This is a genomic window from Nonomuraea sp. PA05, assembly GCF_008086045.1.
Taxonomy (GTDB): domain Bacteria; phylum Actinomycetota; class Actinomycetes; order Streptosporangiales; family Streptosporangiaceae; genus Nonomuraea; species Nonomuraea monospora.
In genome coordinates, this window is sequence record NZ_VSEY01000017.1 from 174851 (window position 1) to 192237 (window position 17387).

Consider the following 17387-nt stretch of genomic DNA (forward strand, 5'->3'; position numbering starts at 1 on the left):
AGACGGCCCGTCTCGCTGATTGCCCCAACTCTGGACCACGCCGACGGCGATGTCAAGACGGACCGTCTCGTCTCGTCGGACTGCTATGCTGCCTCGCATGCCGAAGCACCCCGATCCCGCCCGCCGCAACGAGCGCTCCCGCCAGGCCATCCTCGAAGCCGCCCGCGAGCTGGTCTCCGAGGTGGGTTACGCCAAGGTGTCCATCGAGGCCATCGCCGCACGGGCCAGCGTGGGCAAGCAGACGATCTACCGCTGGTGGCGCTCCAAGGGGGCGGTGGTCTTCGACGCGTTCCTCGCGCTCAGCGAGGCGGGCGCGGACGGCGACATGGCGCTGCCCGACACCGGCGACATCGAGGCCGACCTGAAGCTCGTGATGCGGGCGACGACGGCGGAGTTCGCCGATCCGGCGTTCGAGGCGCCGATCCGGGCGCTCAACACGGAGATCATCAACGACCCCGATCTCGCCGCGCAGTACCGGGAACGGCTGGCCGCGCCGGTGGACGAGGCCAAGAAGGCCCGGCTGCGCAGCGCGCAGCGGGCCGGTCAGATCGCCGCCGACGCCGATCTCGACCTGGCTCTGGAGATCCTGTACGCGCCCCTCTACCAGCGCTGGCTGCACCGCTCGGGCCCGCTGACCCCGGAGTACGCCGACGCGCTGGTGGACCTCTTCCTCAAGGCCCTCCGCCCGGCCTGACGTCCACTTCGACCTGCGCGCCCCCGATTTGACGTTGACGCCGCGTCAACGTCTTAACTGGGTGCATGCGGATCGGAGAGCTGGCCGCGCTGCTCGGGGTCTCCACCCGGACCGTGCGCTACTACCACCACCAGGGCGTGCTGCCGGAGCCGCCGCGCCTGACCAACGGCTACCGCGAGTACGGCATGCGCGACGCCGTCGCCCTGGCCCGCGTCCGCCGCCTGGTCGAGCTGGGATTGAGCCTGGACGAGGCCCGCGACGTCATCGCCGAGGACCGCTCCAGGGACCTGCCCGAGATCCTCGCCGAGATCGACGCGGACCTCGCCGCGCAGGAGCAGGAGATCGGCCGCCGCCGGGCCCGCCTGGCGCAGGTGCTGGCCCGCGCCGAGGACGGGACGCTCGGCCCCGACGACACCGCCTCGCCCGACCTGGTGGCCTTCCTGCGAGTGGTGGACGTGCCGGCGTCCAGGAGCGCCGCCTGGGACCGCGACCTGCTGGTGCTGGTGGACAGCACGTCGGCGGCGGACAACCGGGAGCGGACGCTGGCCATGCTCGACACACTGGCGGCCGACCCCGCGACGGCGGCGCGTGGCCAGGAGTTCTACCGCCGGCTGGACGAGCTGGCCGACGCCGAGCCCGGCGACCCCCGCGTGGATCCGCTGGCCGCCGAGCTGGCGGACTACAGCGTGGAGCACGTGCTGCACGGCATGCGGCCGGGCCCCGACTGGGACCCGGCGCAACTGGAGCCCTTCCTGGAAGGGCTGGCCCCGGCGCAGGCGGAGGTCGTGCGCCGCGCCACCCACCTCATCGCGACCAGAAAACTGCAATAGACTCCAAAATTGCAGTACAGTTCACCTTCGTGAGTGAAGGACTGCGCGAGCGCAAGAAGCGGCAGACCAGGCAGCGCATCTCCGAGGTGGCGATCGGCCTGTTCGTCGAGCGCGGCTTCGACAACGTCACGATCGCCGAGGTCGCCGCCGCCGCCGAGGTGTCGGTGAACACCGTCTACAACTACTTCCAGGCCAAGGAGGACCTGGTGCTGCCGCCCGAGGAGGCCTCGCCGCAGCGCCTGGCCGACATCGTGCGCGAGCGCGCCCCCGGCGAGTCGGCGGCGGGCGCGGTGCTGACCCGGCTGCGCCAGGAGGTACGCGGGCGCGAGCGCCGGGTGGGCCTGACGGCCGGGTTCGGGCGGGTGCTGGAGATGATGCGGGCGGCCCCCACGCTCACCGCCCGGCTGGAGTCGCTCGGCCACCAGATGACCGACGCGCTGGCCGGGCTGCTGGCCGAGGAGAGCGGCGCGGCCCCCGGAGATCCGCTGCCGCGCGTGGTGGCCTGGCACATCGGCTGCCTGCACGCGCTGGTGCTGGCCGAGATCGGCCGGCGCACGGCGGCGGGGGAACGGCCCGAGGAGATCGCGCGGGCGGTGCTGGAGCTGCTGGACGCGGCCGAAAGCGTGCTGGGTGAGCGGGTCCTGGCCTATGGCGTGCGAGAGGAGTAAAGGGTGTTCAGGGTGACGATCAGGGGCAAGTTCAACGGGCTCGACGAGCAAGGCAGGGCCGCCGTACTGGCGGCGTCGGGAGCCGCGTACACCGAGGCCGGGACGTTCACGCACGACGCGACCGTGTCGGTGTTCACCTTCCGCTGCCAGGTGCCGGTCGACGGCGACGAGGACGACGCGGGTCTCGGCGCGATGGCGGCCCTGGAGGCGTACCAAGTGCCGTACGAGATCCTGAAGCTCGCGGTGACCGACATGCGAGACATCAAAATTCGCCGCAAATAGGGGTGAAACTATCTGATCGGTCCGGACAGGTACGGGATGTCGGACCGATCAGATGGAAGAAGGCAACGTGCACCACCATGACCGGAAGCAGCGCTTCGAGGTGATCTACGTTGCCCACTACGCCGACATCCTCGCCTACATCCGGCGCCGCACGACCTCCCCGGAGGACGCCGCCGACGCGCTCGCCGAGACGTTCACCACCGCCTGGCGCCGCCTGGACGACCTCCCGCAGGGGCCGGACGCGCGCCTGTGGCTGTTCGGCGTGGCCCGGCGCGTGCTGGCCAACGGCCGGCGCGCCGAGTCGCGGCGCGGCGAGCTGGTGGAGCGGCTCGGGCGGCAGCTCGCCGTGTGGGCGGAGCACACCGAGGTCCGCGAGGACCTGGCGGACGTGCGGGAGGCGTTCGCGCGGCTGAGCCCCGACGATCGGGAGGTCCTCGCGCTGGCCGGCTGGGAGGGGCTGGGATCCGACGAGATCGCCACCGTGCTGGGCTGCTCGCGCCCCAACGCCAGGCTGCGGCTGCACCGGGCCCGCAAACGGCTGGCCAAGCACCTGGACGCGGCCGGCATCGACCTGGCCCGCATCGGCCTGCGTGCCGTCGCCATGACGAGGGGGATCCTGTGATGCACAAGATCGACCGGCTGGTGGCCGGCATCGCGCCCGATCCGGGCCCCGGCACGACGCCGATCGCCAGGGAGCTGCTGGAGGAGATCGTCTCCGTCCCGGTCCCCGAGCGCCGCCGCAGGTGGCAGGCGCTGCCCCGGCCGCGCAGGTGGGCCGCCGTGCCGGTGCTGGCCCTGCTGACGGCCCTGCTGACGGCACTGCTGTCCGTCGGCGTCGCCCAGGCGCCCGCCTCCGCCGCGCTGGACATCGAGGTGGTCGACGACCACTACGTGATCACCGTCAAGGACCTGATGGCAGAGCCCGGGGTCTACCAGCGCGAGCTGCGGGCCAGAGGCCTGGACATCACGCTCGACCTGGCGCCGACCTCCGCCGGCCTGACGGGCCGGATCATCGTCATGCACGACATGGAACGGCTGATGTCCGGCCAGATGGTGCCGGACGACGGGCCGATCACCACGATCGACGCCCCTGGCGACTGCGAGCGGTTCGCCGGCTGCCCCATCGGGGTGAAGGTGCCGGTCGACTTCGACAAGAAGGCCGAGATCACGCTCGGCAGGCGGGCCCTGCCCGGCGAGCGGTACAAGCTGCCGCCCGGCATCGCCCTGCCCGGCGAGCCGCTGCACTGCGTGGACTTCGTCAACGAGAGCGTCACCGAGGTCTCGGCCCTGCTGCGCGAGCGCGGCGTCACGCCCTCGTACACCGCCTTCGGCCAGCCCTCGGGCTTCGCGCCGCCCGGCGACTGGTTCGTGCACGACGGCGTCATGAGCGCGGACGGCCAGGCGCTCCTGCTGGTCGCCGCCGATCCCGCCACCCGGCGCGAGCCGGAGCCCACCACCCGGCGCGAGCCGGAGCCCGCCGCCGGGCGTGAGCCGGCGACGGCGCCCGGCTGCTGATCCCGGCCCTGCGCCGGCGCGGAGCCGGGGTCCCGCTGCTGATCCCGGCCCCGCACTGACACTTCCTTTCCCCTTCACCGCCATGCGCCGTCCTCGGCATGCGCGGACCTCAGTCATGCCCCGAGATCGGATTTCGCGTGCTCACCGACACCCGCGTGGCGCTGCCCGCGCAGCCCCGCCTCGACGGTCACCGCCTCTTCACCGTGCTGCTGGCCCTGGCCGCCGCGCTGCGCGTGGTGACGATGCTCGGCTACCGCCCCGTCACGCTCTACTGGTACGACTCCTTCACCTACCTCGACACCGCCGTGCACCCGGCCCCGTCGGCGACGTTCCACCCCATCGGCTACCCGCTGCTGCTGCGCGCGCTGCTGCCGTTCCACAGCGTGGAGCTGGTCGCGGCCGTCCAGCACGCCATCGGCCTGGCCACCGGGCTGCTGCTCTACGCGGTGCTGCGCCGCAGGTCGGCGCCCGGCTGGGTGGCGGCCCTGGCGACGGTGCCGCTGCTGTTCGACGCCTCGTTCCTGCGCCTGGAGCACGGCGTGCTGTCCGACACGCAGTTCATCTTCCTGGTCGTGGCCGGGCTGGCGGTGCTGCTGTGGTCGCCGAAGCTGTCCGTGCGCGCCGCCGCAGGGGCGGGCCTGCTGTTCGCAGCGGCGGCGCTGACCAGGACGATCGCGCTGCCGCTGCTGCTGCTCGTGGTGCTGGCGCTGGCGGTACGGCGGGTGGGGTGGCGGCGCCTGGCCGCGCTGGTCGTGGCCGCCGCGCTGCCGCTGACCGGCTACGCCGCCTGGTACGCCGCCCACCACGGCCGGTTCGCGATCAGCGGCGCCGACGGGGTGGCCCTGTGGGCGCGCACGATGACGTTCGCCGACTGCGCCCGCATCCAGCCGCCGCCCGAGCTGGCGCGCCTGTGCCCGAACGGGACGGAGGTGGACGCCGCCTCCGAGTACGTCTGGGCGCCGGGCGCCTCGCTCAACCTGCTGCCAGGGGGCCGTTTCGCGCACAACGACCTCGCCCGCTCGTTCGCGATCGAGGCGATCCTCGCCCAGCCGCTGGACTACCTGGCCGACGTCGTCCGCGACACCGCCATCGCCTTCTCCTGGACGCCGATCCCGCACCCCGACCGCACCACCCCGGCGTTCGGCTTCGCCGGCGGCCACTGGGAGCTGCCCGAACAACCGCTGATCGACAAGGTGAAACAGGAGTACGACCCGGACATTCGCGGCCTGTCGTCGGTGTCCCCGTACGCGGACTTCCTCATCGCCTACCAGTACGCCGCCTACCTGCGCGGCCCGTTCCTCGGTCTGATCCTCCTGCTGGGCGCGTACGCCGCGGTGCGGCGGCCCGGCGTGGCGCTGCTGCCGTGGGCCGTGGCGGCCGGGCTGCTGGCCGGCCCGGTCGCGGTGCTGGACTTCGACCACCGGTACGTGCTGCCCGTCATCCCGGTCGCCTGCCTGGCCGCCGCCCTCGCCCATCCCAGATGTGGGATATCATCCCGAATGTGAGAGATGTGGACGCGAGGCTCGCCGACCGCCTCGCCGAACTGCGCGTCGAGCGGGGATGGCCGCTGGAGGAGCTGGCGCACCGCTCGGGCATCAGCCGCTCGACGCTGTCCAGACTGGAGCGCGGCGAGATCAGCCCGACCGCCGCCCTGCTGGGCAAGCTGTGCGAAGTGTACGGGCGGACGATGTCCCGGCTGCTGGCCGAGGTCGAGGAGGAGCCGCCGCAGGTCGTGACCGCCGGGGCGCAGCCGGTGTGGCGGGACGAGGACTCGGGGTTCGTGCGCCGCTCGCTCTCCCCGCCGCACCCGGGGCTGCGCGGCGAGGTCGTCGAGGCGACGCTGCGGCCGGGCGCCGACATCTCCTACGACGCGCCGCCCGTACCAGGTCTTGAGCAGCACATCTGGGCGCTCGAGGGGGCGGTGGAGATCACCGCGAACGGCCGCACGCACCTGCTGGAGGCGGGCGACTGCCTGCGCTTCCGCCTGTGGGGCGCCTCCCGCTTCCGCTGCCCAGGCCCTCTTGAGGCCCGTTACGCGATCTTCATAGTCCTGCCGTGAGAAGGGATCACATGCGCACCATCGCCCGCCTGTCCGCCGAGGAGTTCGAGCACAGCGTGAAGGAGCTGGCGGACCTGCTGGTCGACGCCGTGGACGACGGCGCCTCGCTGGGGTTCGTGACCCCGTTCCGCCACGAGGCCGCGGCGGCGTGGTGGCGGGCGCAGGCACCGTCGGTGGCCGCGGGCGGCCAGCTCGTGTGGGTGTGCCGGGTGGACGGCGTCCTGGCCGGCACCGTCAGCCTGATCCCGGCCGTCAAGGCCAACTCCCGGCACCGCGCCGAGGTCGTCAAGCTGATGGTGCACCGCGACGCGCGCGGCCAGGGCCTGTCGCGCGCCCTGCTGGCCACGGCCGAGCAGGCCGCCCTCGACGCCGGAGTCAGCCTGCTGATGCTGGACACCGAGACGGGCAGCACCGCCGAGCACGTCTACCTGTCCGGCGGCTGGACGCGTTTCGGCATCGTCCCCGACTACGCCGCCTCACCTGACGGCACCCTGCGCGAGTGCAGCTTCTTCTTCAAGCGGCTGGCGGACAGCTAGGCGCGTGCGCTGCGCGCGTGTACGGTCAGGGCGCCCACACGTGTACGGTCAGGGCGCTCCGCCGGAAGGAGATTTCCGTGCGACTCATTCCCGCAGCAGCGATTCTGCTCCTCACCACCCTCCTCGCCGCCCCCGCCGCCGCTGAGTCCAGGTCCCCTGACCAGGTGCGGACGGACAAGGGCGTGGTCAAGGGCCAGGTGCTGGACGACCGCAGGGAGTTCAAGGGCATCCCGTACGCCGCGCCGCCCGTCGGCGACCTGCGCTGGAAGGCGCCGCGACCGGCCGAGGCGTGGCGGGGCGTGCGCGACGCGACGGCCTTCGCCAGCCAGTGCGCGCAGCCCGCCAACCCCTTCGGCGGCCCCGTGGCGACGTACGTCGAGGACTGCCTCTACCTCAACGTCACCGCCCCGCGCCGCGCGGGACGGCTGCCCGTGATGGTCTGGGTGCACGGCGGCGGCAACCTCACCGGCACCAGCGCCCTGTACGACGGCGCCAAGCTGGCCGTCGAGGGCGGCGTCGTGGTCGTCACCGTCAACTACCGGCTGGGCGTGCTGGGCTGGCTGGCGCACCCCGCGCTGGAGGCCGGCGAACGCTACCAGAGCGGCAACTACGGGCTGCTCGACCAGCAGGCGGCGCTGCGCTGGGTGCGCCGCAACATCGCGGCCTTCGGCGGCGACCCGGGCAACGTGACCCTGTTCGGCGAGTCGGCGGGCGGCGCCGACACCTGCGCCAACCTGGCCTCGCCGACGGCGGCGGGCCTGTTCCACCGCGCGATCCCGCAGAGCTACAGCTGCGCCTGGCCGACCAGGACCGAGCAGGAGGCCGAGACGGCGGGCGCCGGCTTCGCCACGGCCGTGGGCTGCTCCGACGCGGCCTGCCTGCGCGCGCTGCCCGTGCGGACGATGCTGGAGAGCTACCAGGAGGACAACCCGTACGCCGTGGCGGGGGCCGACCACGTGCTGCCCGCGCAGCCGTACGAGGCGTTCGCCTCGGGGCGCTACAACCGCATGCCGATCATCCACGGCAACACCCTGGACGAGATGCGGCTGTTCCTGTCGCTGCAGTACCCGCAGCCGATCACGGTGGAGCAGTACGAGGCGTTCGTGCGTGGCACCTACGGCGCCGACGCCGACGCGGTCCTGGCCCGCTACCCCGCCTCGGCCTATCCGGACCTGCGGATCGCGGTCGCGACGCTGCTGACCGACTTCGGCTCTCCGCTGTCGACCTGCGGCCATCTGGACGCGCTCGGCCTGTTCGCGCGCTCCGGCGTGCCGGTCTGGGGCTACCAGTTCGCCGACAGGACGGCGCCGCCGCTGATCGACGTGCCGGGGTTCGAGGAGGGCGCCTACCACGCCTCCGAGCTGGAGTACCTGTTCCCCGGGCTGCTGCCGGGCGCCGGGCTGAACGCCGAGCAGGAGCGGCTGTCGGACGCCATGGTCGGCTTCTGGACGTCGTTCGCCGCCACCGGCCGTCCCAAGGCGGCGGGCTGGCCGCGCTACCGCTCGACGGGCGACGTGCTGAGCCTGGCGCCGGGGCCGCGCGGCATCCGCACGGTGGACCCGGCCAAGGCGAGCAACTGCGCGTTCTGGGCGTCGCTGGGCACCACCCCGCGCCTCAGGGCGGGGGGTGGCTGAGCTGGATCGAGGTCGGCTCAGGACAACTAGCGGGTGAGCTGGTCGAGGTCGGCTCAGGAAAGGGACTGGGCGAGCTCGTCCAGGTCGGCTCAGGACAGGGAGCGGGTGAGCTTGTCAAGGTCGGCCAGCCGCCGGGCGGGCGCGAGCAGCGCGGCGGCGGCGACGAGCAGCAGCTCGGTGACCGCGATCTCGTGCGCGAGCGGCGCGATCGGGCCGCTCGCCTCGCGCGGCAGGCTGATCAGCACCTCCGCCTGCGCGGCCAGCGGTGACCCCCAGGCGTCGGTGACGAGCACCAGGCGCGCGCCCCGCTCGTGCGCGGCGCGCACGAACCGGGCGGTGTCGGGGGAGTAGCGGCGGAAGTCGTAGGCCACGACCACGTCGGACGGCCCCAGGTCCAGCACCGTACGGGCGCGGGCGGGCGCCGGGTCGGGCACCCGGTGCGCGCCGGGCCGCAGGCTGGCGAGCTGGCGGATCAGGTATTCGGCCGCCAGCTCGCTCAGCGGGCCACCGAGCGCCCACACGGTGCGCGCCTCGGCCAGCAGCGCGGCCACCTTGTTGCAGAGCGACTCGGGGACGGCGGCCAGCGTGCCGTCGAGCCCGGCCCGCAGGTCCTCCGCCGCCTGACCGAGGTTCGTGGGCCCCGCGACGTGCTCCAGGAGCTGGGAACGATCGCGGGCCCCGTGCCGCACGGCCGCCTGGAACGCGGCGAACCCGCCGAACCCGAGCCGGTCGAACAGCCGCGAGGCCGTCGGCGGGCTCACCCCCGCCCGCTCGGCCAGGGCGCGCAGCGAGCCGAGCGCCGCGAACGGGTAGTCGTCGAGCAGCACGCGCACGACGGCGCGCTCCCCGGGCGGCAACTCGGGATAGACGGCGCCGAGGCGGGCCGCGATCGGATCGTTCTCCACAATGACAAATGTTACATCAACCCCCGTTTGACGAAATAGGCGAAACGAGTGTTACGGTGCCGCCATGACTACCTGGCACGGCCTCATCGACAGCCCGTACCGGCGTTGGCTGCCGGTCACCCCCGACACCCCGTCCGTCTCGCTCAACGAGGGCAACACTCCGCTGCTGCGCTCGGCGCACCTGTCGGAGCTGACGGGGTGCGAGGTCTGGCTGAAGGTGGAGGGCGCGAACCCGACGGGCTCGTTCAAGGACCGCGGCATGACGGTGGCGATCAGCCGGGCCGCCGAGGCCGGCGCCGAAGTGGTCATCTGCGCCTCCACGGGCAACACCAGCGCCTCGGCCGCCGCCTACGCCGCCCGCGCCGGGCTGACCGCCGCCGTGCTGGTGCCCAGGAGCGGCGTCGCGCTGGGCAAGCTGAGCCAGGCCGTCCGGTACGGCGCCGAGATCGTGGAGATCGACGGCACCTTCGACGACTGCCTGCGGGTGGCCCGCGAGCTGGCCGCCCACCACCCGATCGCGCTGGTCAACTCGGTCGGCAACGAGCTGCGCCTGTCGGGGCAGCGCACGGTGGCGTACGAGATCGTGGACGCGCTCGGCGACGCGCCCGACGTGCACTGCCTGCCGGTGGGCAACGGCGGCAACATCACCGCCACCTGGGGCGGCTACCGCAACTACCGCGAGGCCGGGCTGTCGTCGCGGCTGCCGCGCCTGTGGGGCTTCCAGGCGGCGGGCGCGGCCCCGTTCGTCCGCGGCGAGCCCGTCGCCCTGCCCCGCACGGCGGCCACCGCGATCAACATCGGCCGCCCGGCCACCTGGGACGGCGCGCTGGCCGCCCGCGACGAGTCGGGCGGGTTCATCGCCGCGGTGACCGACGAGCAGATCTTCGCGGCGTACCGGCTGGTGGCCCGCCGTGACGGCGTCTTCGCCGAGCCCGCCTCCGCGGCCGGCGTGGCGGGCCTGCTCGACCTGCACGCCAGGGGCGGGCTGGAGCCCGGCCTGCGCATCGTGATCACGCTCAGCGGCAACGGGCTGAAGGACCTCGACGCCTCCCTGCGTGACGGTTACACCGCCACCGAGACCTCGGCCGCCACCTCGGACGTGGCCCGCGCCCTACGCCTGGCCGCCTGAAACAACTAACAGTAACCATTAGGCAACGTTATGTGACTTCGGTCACGGGCACGAATGTCGCGACAAAGCCGACGAGGCGGCCGATACGGCCATATGCCTGCCCCTCCATCGGCGTATCGCGCCTGGCCGGCGATCTTCCCTTCCCGAGAGGAACGCCACCGTGCCCCCGATCCTGCCCCCGATCCTGCCCCCGATCCTGCCTGCCCTGCGGCGCGCGAGCGCCGCCGCCCTCCTGCTCACCGCCGGGGCGGCGGCGCCCGCGTACGCGCCGGAGACCGCTCCATGCGAGCGCCACCTGAAGCCGGCCCACACCTACCACGCCCACCACCACACCTTCACCACCGACGACGCCGGACGCCCCGTCGAGGCCCTGGCCAGGAGACTCACCGACAAGAGCGCCGCACGCACCGGCTGCCAGAGCACCGTCGGCAACTGGGGCGGCAGCGGCGACTGGAACGGCGGCCACCTCATCGCCGCCTCCTTCGACGGCGTCGGCCTGCGCTACAACCTCGTCCCCATGCAGGGCAGGCAGATCAACCAGGGCCTGATGAAACGCGTCGAGGACGGCGCCCGCTCCTGCCTGGACGGCGACGGCGCCGTGGCCGGCTACCGGGTGCGCCTGCGCTACCCCGACCGCGACACCCTCGCCCCCGACCAGATCACGATCACCCTGTCGGCCCCCGGAAAGCTGAAGTTCGACCTGCCGAACCGCGCGCTGCCCGCCAAGGAGTTCGAGGCCAGGCAGGAAAAGATCACCAAGGCGTTCCAGGAGGCCCGCTGCACTGTGCGGACGGTATCAATCACTCGCAGATGATCCGCCGGAAAGTTGTGGGATCCCTCCATGCCCGTCCGTGACCCTCGTGGTGTGGGATCGACTCCATGAAGAAACAGCGCGGGATCGCGACGCAGACCCTGGCGAGGGTGGCCGTGTTCGCGGCGCTCATCGCCGTCCTCGGCGTGCCGGGCACGCTGAACGTCTTCGGGGCCGCCGTTCCCATCACGCTCCAGACGATGGGCGTCATGCTGGCCGGGGTGATCCTGGGCTCGTGGCGGGCCGCGCTGGCCGTCCTGGTGCTGCTCGTGCTGATCGCCGCCGGGCTGCCGCTGGCGGCCGGCGGGCGGGGCGGGCTCGGGGTGTTCACCGGGCCTTCGGCCGGGTTCCTGATCGGCTGGCTGCCCGGCGCGGCGGTGACCGGGTGGCTGACGGAGCGGGCGGGCCGCGACCCGAGCACCCTGCAACTGTTCGTGGCCTGCTTGGTAGGTTGCATCGGCGTGATCTACTTGTTCGGGATCCCCGTGTGGTCGCTCGTGAGCGGGATCTCGCTCGGCGCGGCCGCGCTGAGCACCCTCGTCTTCCTGCCGGGCGACCTGATCAAGGCGGGGCTGACCGCGGTCGTGGCCAGGGGCACGCAGCGGGCCTACCCCGACGCGGTGCCCGCCGTGCACCGGGAACGCGTGCGCTCGGACCGGGGGCGTTGACCCCTTCATGCCCGTAGCACGACACGTCCTGGCGCACGCCGCCGAGCGCCCGTCCCGGCTCGCCGTGTGCGGTCCCGCGGGCGAGCTGACCTACGCCCGGTTCGCCGGGAAGATCGACGGCGCCGCCCGTCACCTGCGCGGGCGGGGCGTCGGGCCCGGCGCGCTGGTAGCCGTCGCCCTGGCCGACCCCGTGGAGCTGCTCACCGCCGTGCTGGCGGCCGACCTGGCCGGAGCCACGCCGCTGGTGGGCGACCCCGCCTGGGACGGCGAGCGGTGGGACCAGATCACCGGCGAGGACCTCGCCGCCCGCATCGACACGCCGCTCCCGTCCGACGCACTCCCGTCCGACGCGGGTTCGCTCCGCGCGCGTCCGTCCGATGCGGGCCCGTCCGACGCGGGCTCGTCCGATGCGGGCCCGTCCGACGCGGGCTCGTCCGACGCGGGCCCGTCCGTGTGGGGCGAGGCGCGCCCGGACGACCTGGCCTGGGCGTGCTTCAGCTCGGGCAGCACCGGCCGCCCCCGCGCCATCGTCCGCACCCGCGCCTCGTGGACTGGCTCCTACCCGCACCTGGACGAGCTGACCGGGATCGGCCCGGACGACGTCGTGCTGGTGCCGGGCCCGCTCGTCTCCTCCCTGTACTCCTTCGCCGCCCTGCACACCCTGGCCACCGGCGCGACGGCACTCCTGCCCGGCCGCTGGCCCGGCCGATCCCTGACCGCCCAGCTGGACAGGGCGAGCGTCGTGCACGTGGTACCGCACCGCCTGCCCGACGTGCTCGCGCGGCCCGGCTCCGTCCGCGTGGCCGTGGTCGGCGGCGCGGCGCTCGACGCCGGCACGCGGGCGGACGCCGCCGCGGCCGGGGTTCGCGTGGTGTCGTACTACGGGGCGACCGAGCTGTCGTTCGTGGCCGCCGACGCGGACGGGGGCGGGCTGCGGCCCTTTCCCGGCGTGGAGATCGAGGTCCGTACCGGCTCCCACGGGCCGCTCGGCGAGGTGTGGGCCCGCTCGCCCTGGCTGGCGGAGGGCTACCTGGCGGGCGCCGCCGGGCCGCTGCGGTGCGACGGTGACGGCTGGGTGACCGTCGGCGACCTGGCGGAGCCGTACCGGGAAGGACAGGTGTTGCGGCTGCGCGGACGCGGCGACGGCGCCATCCAGACGGGCGGCGCCACCGTCGTGCCCGAGGACGTCGAGGAGGTGCTCAGGCAGGTGCCCGGCGTGGGCGACATCGTGGTGGTCGGGCTGCCGCACCCGTCGCTGGGCTCGGTCGTGACGGCCGTCGTCGAGGCGGAGCCCGCCCTGCAGCCGCCGCGCGCCCTGCTGGAGGCCACCGCCAGGGGCGGGCTGGACGCGGCGCAACGGCCGCGCCGCTGGTTCGTGGTGCCGAGCCTGCCGCGCAACCCGACGGGCAAACCCGCCCGCGCCCTGGTCGCCGACCGGCTGGCGGGCGGCGACCCCGAGATCAGGCGGCTGGTCTGAAATGAGCTGGTCTGACAGGGGCAGTCTGAGATGAGCTGGTCTGACAGGGGCCGCGCTGACTGGGGCCGCGCTAACTGGGGCCGGGCTGACAGGGGCCGGGCTGACCTGGGTGACGCCCCCGTGGTGGTGGCGGCGCTGCGCACGCCCATCGGCACCGCCGGGCACGCCTACAAGGACCTGACCGTCGACCGGCTGGCCGCCCCCGTGATCGCCGCCGTGGCGGCGCAGCTTCCCGGGCGGCGGGTCGATGACGTGGTGCTGGGCAACTGCATGGGACCCGGCGGGAACGTGGCCCGGGTGTCGGCGCTGGCCGCGGGCCTGGGACACGAGGTGCCCGGGCTGACGGTGGACCGGCAGTGCGGCAGCGGGCTGGCCGCGATCCTGGTGGCCGGGCAGGCCGTGCGCGCCGGCGAGGCGGACCTGGTGATCGCGGGCGGGGCCGAGAGCGCCTCGACCGCGCCGCTGCGCACGTTCAGAGGGGCGGAGCGGCCGTACGAGCGGGCGCCGTTCACGCCCGCCGGCCATCCCGACCCCGACATGGGGCCGGCCGCCGAAGCGCTCGCGGCGGCGTACGGGATCGGCCGCGAACGCCAGGACGCCTACGCCTGCCGCAGCCACGCCCGCGCCCTGGCGGCCCGCCAGGCGGGCCGCTTCGAGCGGGAGATCGTGCCGATCGGCGAGCGCCGCGACGACCAGCGCCCGCGCCCGCTGCGGGCGGCGTCGCTGGCCCGCCTGCCTGCGGCGTTCGTCGCGGAAGGTACAGTGACGGCCGGTAACGCGTCCCCGGTCAGCGACGGCGCGGCGGCCGTGGCGATCGTGCCGGAGCGGCTTCGCGCGGGCCTGCCGGGGATGCGGCTGGTGGCCGGGGCCGTCGTCGGATGCGATCCCGGGCTGCCCGGATGGGGGCCGGTGCCGGCGATCCGCCGGGTGCTGGCGCGTGCGGGGGTGGGATTGGAGCAGGTCGCGGCGGTGGAGATGGTGGAGGCGTTCGCGGCGCAGATGCTGGCGGTGACCGACGCGCTCGGGCTCGACCCGCTGGGCGCCGACGCCGACCGGGTGTGCCCCGGCGGCGGGGCGCTGGCGCTCGGGCACCCGTGGGGCGCGACCGGGGCGGTCGTGGTGACCAGGCTGTTCAGCGGTCTCGTACGGGCCGCCGCCCCGCCGGGGACGCTGGGCCTGGCGGCGGCGGCCGTCGGCGGCGGGCTGGGCGTGGCCGCGCTGTTCGAGGTGGTCTGATGGCCATCGACTTCGCCGACGTGCACGTCCGGCTCGGTCAGCGCGACGTGCTGCGCGGCGTCACCGCCTCCCTGTCCGAGCGGCGGATCGGCGTGGTCGGCGCGAACGGCTCCGGCAAGAGCACGCTCGCCCGCCTGGTCAACGGCCTGGCGCTGCCGACCTCCGGCAGCGTCACCGTGCTCGGCCTGGACACCCGCCGCCACGCCGCCAAGATCAGGCGCGGGGTCGGCTTCCTGTTCACCGACCCCGACGCGCAGATCGTGATGCCGACGGTGGCCGAGGACGTGGCGTTCTCGCTGCGCCGCAAGGGCCTGTCCCGCGAGGAGGTCGAGCGGCGCGTGACGGACGTCCTGTCCCGCTACCGCCTGGCCGATCACGCCGACCATCCCGCCCACCATCTGTCGGGCGGCCAGAAGCAACTCCTGGCGCTCTGCTCGGTCATGGTGCTGGAGCCCGACATCCTGGTCATGGACGAGCCGACCACACTGCTGGACCTGCGCCATTCGCGCCAGGTCGGCGACCTGCTGCGCGACATGCCGCAGCAGGTGCTGGTGGTCACCCACGACCTGCCGCTGCTGACCGGCTTCGACCGCGTGCTGGTGCTGGACGAGGGCCGCGTCGTCGCCGACGGCTCCCCGGGGGAGGCCATCGGCCACTACAGGAAGCTCATGGCGTGAGTGGCGCGAGTGGCGTGAACAGCTTGACCGGCGCCTACGTCCCCGGTTCCTCCGTCCTGCACCGCCTGCCCGCCGGCGCCAAGCTGGCCGCGCTCGCCGCGGCCTGCACCACCCTGGTGCTGCTGCGCACGCCGGCGGCCCTGGCCGTGGCGGCGGTCGTGACCGCGGCCCTGTACGCGCTGTCGCGGGTGGGCGTGGCGGCGGCGTGGGCGCAGGTCAGGCCGGTGCGGTGGTTCGCGGTGGCGTTGTTCGGGATGCAGCTCGTCTTCGCCGGCCTCGACGGGGCGATCTCGACGACGCTGCGGGTGGTGCTGGCCGTGGCGCTGGCCGGGCTGGTCACGCTCACCACCCGCACGGCCGACATGATGCGGGCGCTGGAGTGGTGCCTGTCGCCGGTCAGGTTCGTGGGGCTGGACCCGTTCAGGCTGTCGCTGTTGTTGTCGCTGACCGTGCGCAGCGTGCCGGTGGTGGCGGGGCTGGCCGCCCGCGTCAGGGAGGCGCAGCGGGCCAGGGGCGTCGAGCGCAGCCTGCGGGCGTTCGCGGTGCCGCTGGTGGTCAGCTCGCTGCGGCACGCCGACGCGCTGGGGGAGGCGCTCAGCGCTCGCGGCCTGGACGACTGATCCCGTTATACCGGGCTTGACTTATATAAGCCGACACTGAAACACTTCGGGCCGTGCACGCATTCGACGTCCTCGGCGATCCGGTCCGCCGCCGGATCCTGGAGCTGCTCGCAGGCGGTGAGCGCAGCTCCGGAGACGTCACCGCCGTCATCCAGCGCGAGTTCGGCATCTCCCAGCCCGCCGTCTCCCAGCACCTGCGGGTGCTGCGGGACAACGGGTTCGCCAGCGTGCGGTCCCAGGGCACCCGGCGCCTCTACGCCGTGGAGGCGGGGCCGCTCCAGGAGGTCGACCTCTGGCTGGAGCGTTTCAGGGGTTTCTGGGACCAGCGCCTGGACGCGCTGGCCACGGAGCTGGCCCGGGGCAACCGCGAACGCCGTCTCAACAGCGAGAAGAAGGACAATCCATGAAGATGATCGACCAACTCACCCAGGCGCACCGCGAACTCACCGACGGCACCCGCAAGGTCGTCGTGCTGCGCCGCCACTACGACGCCGAGGTCGAGGACGTCTGGCAGGCCTGCACCGACCCCGACCGGCTCAGCCGCTGGTTCATGCCCATCAGCGGCGACCTTCGCCTGGGCGGCAAGTACCAGCTCGAAGGCAACGCCGGCGGCGAGATCCTGCGCTGCGAGCCGCCCAGCCTGCTCAAGGTCTCCTGGCTGTTCGGCCCCGACCCCGGCTTCTCCGAGGTCGAGGTGCGCCTGGCCGCCAAGGACGGCGGCACCCTGTTCGAGCTGACCCACACCGCCGAGCCGCCCGAGGAGTTCTGGGGACAGTTCGGGCCCGGCGCCGTCGGCGTCGGCTGGGATCTGGCCCTGCTCGGCCTGGCCCTGCACCTGGCGGGTGGCGAGAAGGTGGACGAGGCCGCCTTCCATCTCACCGAGGAGGGCCGCGCCTACATCCTCGGCAGCACCAGGGCGTGGGGCGAGGCCCACCGGGCCTCGGGGGCCCCGGAGGACGTCGTCGCCGCCACAGTCGCCGCGACCAGCGCGGCGTACGCACCCGAGGAGGGCTCCTGATGAAGATCACCACGTTCCTGATGTTCCAGAACCGCGACGCCGAGGAGGCGATGAACTTCTACGTGTCGCTGTTCGACGACGGCAAGGTGGTGGCCGTCGAGCGCTTCGGGCCGGGGGAGGACGGGGCGGAGGGCACGGTGAAGCAGGCGGTGTTCTCGCTGGCCGGGCAGGAGTACCGGTGCTTCGACAGCCCGCCCGCGCATGCCTTCACCTTCACGCCGTCGATGTCGCTGTTCGTCGAGTGCGACAGTGACGAGCAGCTTCAGCGGCTGTACGACGCGCTGGGGGAGGGCAGGCAGGCGCTCATGCCGCTCGGGTCGTACGGGTTCAGCACGAAGTTCGGCTGGGTCAACGACCGCTTCGGCGTCTCCTGGCAGCTCAACCTGGCGTGAGCAGCGGCCGCTGCGGTGCCGCCCGCCGGCTCGACCTGGCGTGAGACCGGCCGCCGCTCAGGGTCTCGCGCATGGAGCGGATTCTGGCGGCGGCCTCGGCCGCTCTCGGCGAAAGGCTCGAACCCCCGGCGGACCCGGGCGGCAGCACCCGCGGCCAGGTGCTGCGCTGCGAGCGGGCCGGCGGCGGCACGGCCGACCTGCTCCTCGGCGACTCGTCGCGGGCCGCCGCCGCGGAC

The 17387-nt window shown here is 73.7% G+C and carries 21 protein-coding genes; 20 read left to right on the forward strand and 1 reads right to left on the reverse strand.

Going from position 1 to position 17387, the window contains the following annotated elements; genetic code table 11:
- Positions 1 to 97 precede the first annotated feature (97 nt).
- From FXF51_RS26665 to FXF51_RS26710, 10 genes are all read left to right on the forward strand, one after another.
- A complete protein-coding gene (locus tag FXF51_RS26665) occupies positions 98 to 694 on the forward strand; it encodes a TetR/AcrR family transcriptional regulator (RefSeq protein WP_148437396.1) in 597 nt (198 codons plus the stop codon).
- A gap of 65 nt (positions 695 to 759) precedes the next feature.
- On the forward strand, positions 760 to 1524 hold the full coding sequence (locus FXF51_RS26670; RefSeq protein WP_148437397.1) for a MerR family transcriptional regulator: 765 nt from the start codon (positions 760 to 762) through the stop codon (positions 1522 to 1524).
- 29 nt (positions 1525 to 1553) lie between these two features.
- Positions 1554 to 2192 carry a TetR/AcrR family transcriptional regulator gene (locus FXF51_RS26675; RefSeq protein ID WP_148437398.1) on the forward strand — a complete coding sequence of 213 codons (639 nt, stop codon included), beginning with the start codon at positions 1554 to 1556 and terminating at the stop codon, positions 2190 to 2192.
- Positions 2193 to 2195: 3 nt separating this feature from the next.
- Positions 2196 to 2474 (forward strand): DUF6204 family protein, encoded by a 279-nt coding sequence (locus FXF51_RS26680; RefSeq protein WP_148437399.1) that lies wholly within the window; start codon positions 2196 to 2198, stop codon positions 2472 to 2474.
- A gap of 67 nt (positions 2475 to 2541) precedes the next feature.
- On the forward strand, positions 2542 to 3096 hold the full coding sequence (locus FXF51_RS26685) for an RNA polymerase sigma factor (protein WP_262379851.1): 555 nt from the start codon (positions 2542 to 2544) through the stop codon (positions 3094 to 3096).
- Complete coding sequence (locus FXF51_RS26690) at positions 3096 to 3989, forward strand: hypothetical protein (RefSeq protein WP_187414582.1); 894 nt, start codon at positions 3096 to 3098, stop codon at positions 3987 to 3989. Before FXF51_RS26685 ends, FXF51_RS26690 begins: the two co-directional genes overlap by 1 nt.
- A gap of 137 nt (positions 3990 to 4126) precedes the next feature.
- Positions 4127 to 5494, forward strand: a complete 1368-nt coding sequence (locus FXF51_RS26695) for a hypothetical protein (RefSeq protein WP_148437401.1) — start codon at positions 4127 to 4129, stop codon at positions 5492 to 5494.
- Positions 5491 to 6048 (forward strand): helix-turn-helix domain-containing protein, encoded by a 558-nt coding sequence (locus tag FXF51_RS26700; protein ID WP_262379852.1) that lies wholly within the window; start codon positions 5491 to 5493, stop codon positions 6046 to 6048. Before FXF51_RS26695 ends, FXF51_RS26700 begins: the two co-directional genes overlap by 4 nt.
- Positions 6045 to 6584 (forward strand): GNAT family N-acetyltransferase, encoded by a 540-nt coding sequence (locus FXF51_RS26705; protein WP_262379853.1) that lies wholly within the window; start codon positions 6045 to 6047, stop codon positions 6582 to 6584. Before FXF51_RS26700 ends, FXF51_RS26705 begins: the two co-directional genes overlap by 4 nt.
- Positions 6585 to 6661: 77 nt before the next feature.
- Positions 6662 to 8218: a carboxylesterase/lipase family protein gene (locus FXF51_RS26710; protein WP_187414583.1), complete on the forward strand. Its 1557-nt coding sequence runs from the start codon at positions 6662 to 6664 to the stop codon at positions 8216 to 8218.
- A gap of 89 nt (positions 8219 to 8307) precedes the next feature.
- On the opposite strand, the gene FXF51_RS26715 is transcribed toward FXF51_RS26710, so the two are convergent.
- On the reverse strand, positions 8308 to 9123 hold the full coding sequence (locus FXF51_RS26715) for a MurR/RpiR family transcriptional regulator (RefSeq protein ID WP_148437404.1): 816 nt from the start codon (positions 9121 to 9123) through the stop codon (positions 8308 to 8310).
- Between the two features lie 64 nt (positions 9124 to 9187).
- Here FXF51_RS26715 and thrC point away from each other — a divergent pair, with 64 nt between their 5' ends.
- The 10 genes from thrC (at position 9188) to FXF51_RS26765 (ending at position 17151) form a co-directional block, all read left to right on the forward strand.
- Complete coding sequence (gene thrC / locus FXF51_RS26720) at positions 9188 to 10252, forward strand: threonine synthase (protein WP_148437405.1); 1065 nt, start codon at positions 9188 to 9190, stop codon at positions 10250 to 10252.
- A 160-nt stretch (positions 10253 to 10412) separates the two neighbouring features.
- Complete coding sequence (locus FXF51_RS26725; protein WP_187414584.1) at positions 10413 to 11066, forward strand: DNA/RNA non-specific endonuclease; 654 nt, start codon at positions 10413 to 10415, stop codon at positions 11064 to 11066.
- A 65-nt stretch (positions 11067 to 11131) separates the two neighbouring features.
- Positions 11132 to 11731: a biotin transporter BioY gene (locus tag FXF51_RS26730; protein ID WP_148437407.1), complete on the forward strand. Its 600-nt coding sequence runs from the start codon at positions 11132 to 11134 to the stop codon at positions 11729 to 11731.
- 7 nt (positions 11732 to 11738) lie between these two features.
- Positions 11739 to 13208: a class I adenylate-forming enzyme family protein gene (locus FXF51_RS26735; RefSeq protein ID WP_148437408.1), complete on the forward strand. Its 1470-nt coding sequence runs from the start codon at positions 11739 to 11741 to the stop codon at positions 13206 to 13208.
- A gap of 120 nt (positions 13209 to 13328) precedes the next feature.
- Complete coding sequence (locus FXF51_RS26740) at positions 13329 to 14444, forward strand: thiolase family protein (protein ID WP_262379854.1); 1116 nt, start codon at positions 13329 to 13331, stop codon at positions 14442 to 14444.
- Positions 14444 to 15121, forward strand: a complete 678-nt coding sequence (locus FXF51_RS26745; RefSeq protein WP_148437410.1) for an energy-coupling factor ABC transporter ATP-binding protein — start codon at positions 14444 to 14446, stop codon at positions 15119 to 15121. Before FXF51_RS26740 ends, FXF51_RS26745 begins: the two co-directional genes overlap by 1 nt.
- Positions 15122 to 15135: 14 nt before the next feature.
- Positions 15136 to 15741 carry an energy-coupling factor transporter transmembrane component T family protein gene (locus FXF51_RS26750; protein ID WP_148437411.1) on the forward strand — a complete coding sequence of 202 codons (606 nt, stop codon included), beginning with the start codon at positions 15136 to 15138 and terminating at the stop codon, positions 15739 to 15741.
- A 53-nt stretch (positions 15742 to 15794) separates the two neighbouring features.
- A complete protein-coding gene (locus FXF51_RS26755) occupies positions 15795 to 16148 on the forward strand; it encodes an ArsR/SmtB family transcription factor (RefSeq protein WP_148437412.1) in 354 nt (117 codons plus the stop codon).
- Entirely contained in the window at positions 16145 to 16759 is a 615-nt protein-coding gene (locus FXF51_RS26760) for an SRPBCC family protein (RefSeq protein ID WP_262379855.1), read from the forward strand. Before FXF51_RS26755 ends, FXF51_RS26760 begins: the two co-directional genes overlap by 4 nt.
- Positions 16759 to 17151, forward strand: coding sequence for a VOC family protein (locus tag FXF51_RS26765; RefSeq protein ID WP_148437413.1), 393 nt, complete (start codon positions 16759 to 16761; stop codon positions 17149 to 17151). The genes FXF51_RS26760 and FXF51_RS26765 overlap by 1 nt, the downstream gene beginning before the upstream one ends.
- Positions 17152 to 17387: the final 236 nt, after the last annotated feature.

Excerpts from the sequence above, each read along its gene's own strand:
- FXF51_RS26665 (WP_148437396.1), top strand. The coding sequence starts at position 98 with ATGCCGAAGCACCCCGATCCCGCCCGCCGCAACGAGCGCTCCCGCCAG.
- FXF51_RS26670 (WP_148437397.1), top strand. The coding sequence starts at position 760 with ATGCGGATCGGAGAGCTGGCCGCGCTGCTCGGGGTCTCCACCCGGACC.
- FXF51_RS26690 (WP_187414582.1), top strand. The coding sequence starts at position 3,096 with ATGCACAAGATCGACCGGCTGGTGGCCGGCATCGCGCCCGATCCGGGC.
- thrC (WP_148437405.1), top strand. The coding sequence starts at position 9,188 with ATGACTACCTGGCACGGCCTCATCGACAGCCCGTACCGGCGTTGGCTG.
- FXF51_RS26730 (WP_148437407.1), top strand. The coding sequence starts at position 11,132 with ATGAAGAAACAGCGCGGGATCGCGACGCAGACCCTGGCGAGGGTGGCC.
- FXF51_RS26735 (WP_148437408.1), top strand. The coding sequence starts at position 11,739 with ATGCCCGTAGCACGACACGTCCTGGCGCACGCCGCCGAGCGCCCGTCC.
- FXF51_RS26745 (WP_148437410.1), top strand. The coding sequence starts at position 14,444 with ATGGCCATCGACTTCGCCGACGTGCACGTCCGGCTCGGTCAGCGCGAC.
- FXF51_RS26760 (WP_262379855.1), top strand. The coding sequence starts at position 16,145 with ATGAAGATGATCGACCAACTCACCCAGGCGCACCGCGAACTCACCGAC.
- FXF51_RS26765 (WP_148437413.1), top strand. The coding sequence starts at position 16,759 with ATGAAGATCACCACGTTCCTGATGTTCCAGAACCGCGACGCCGAGGAG.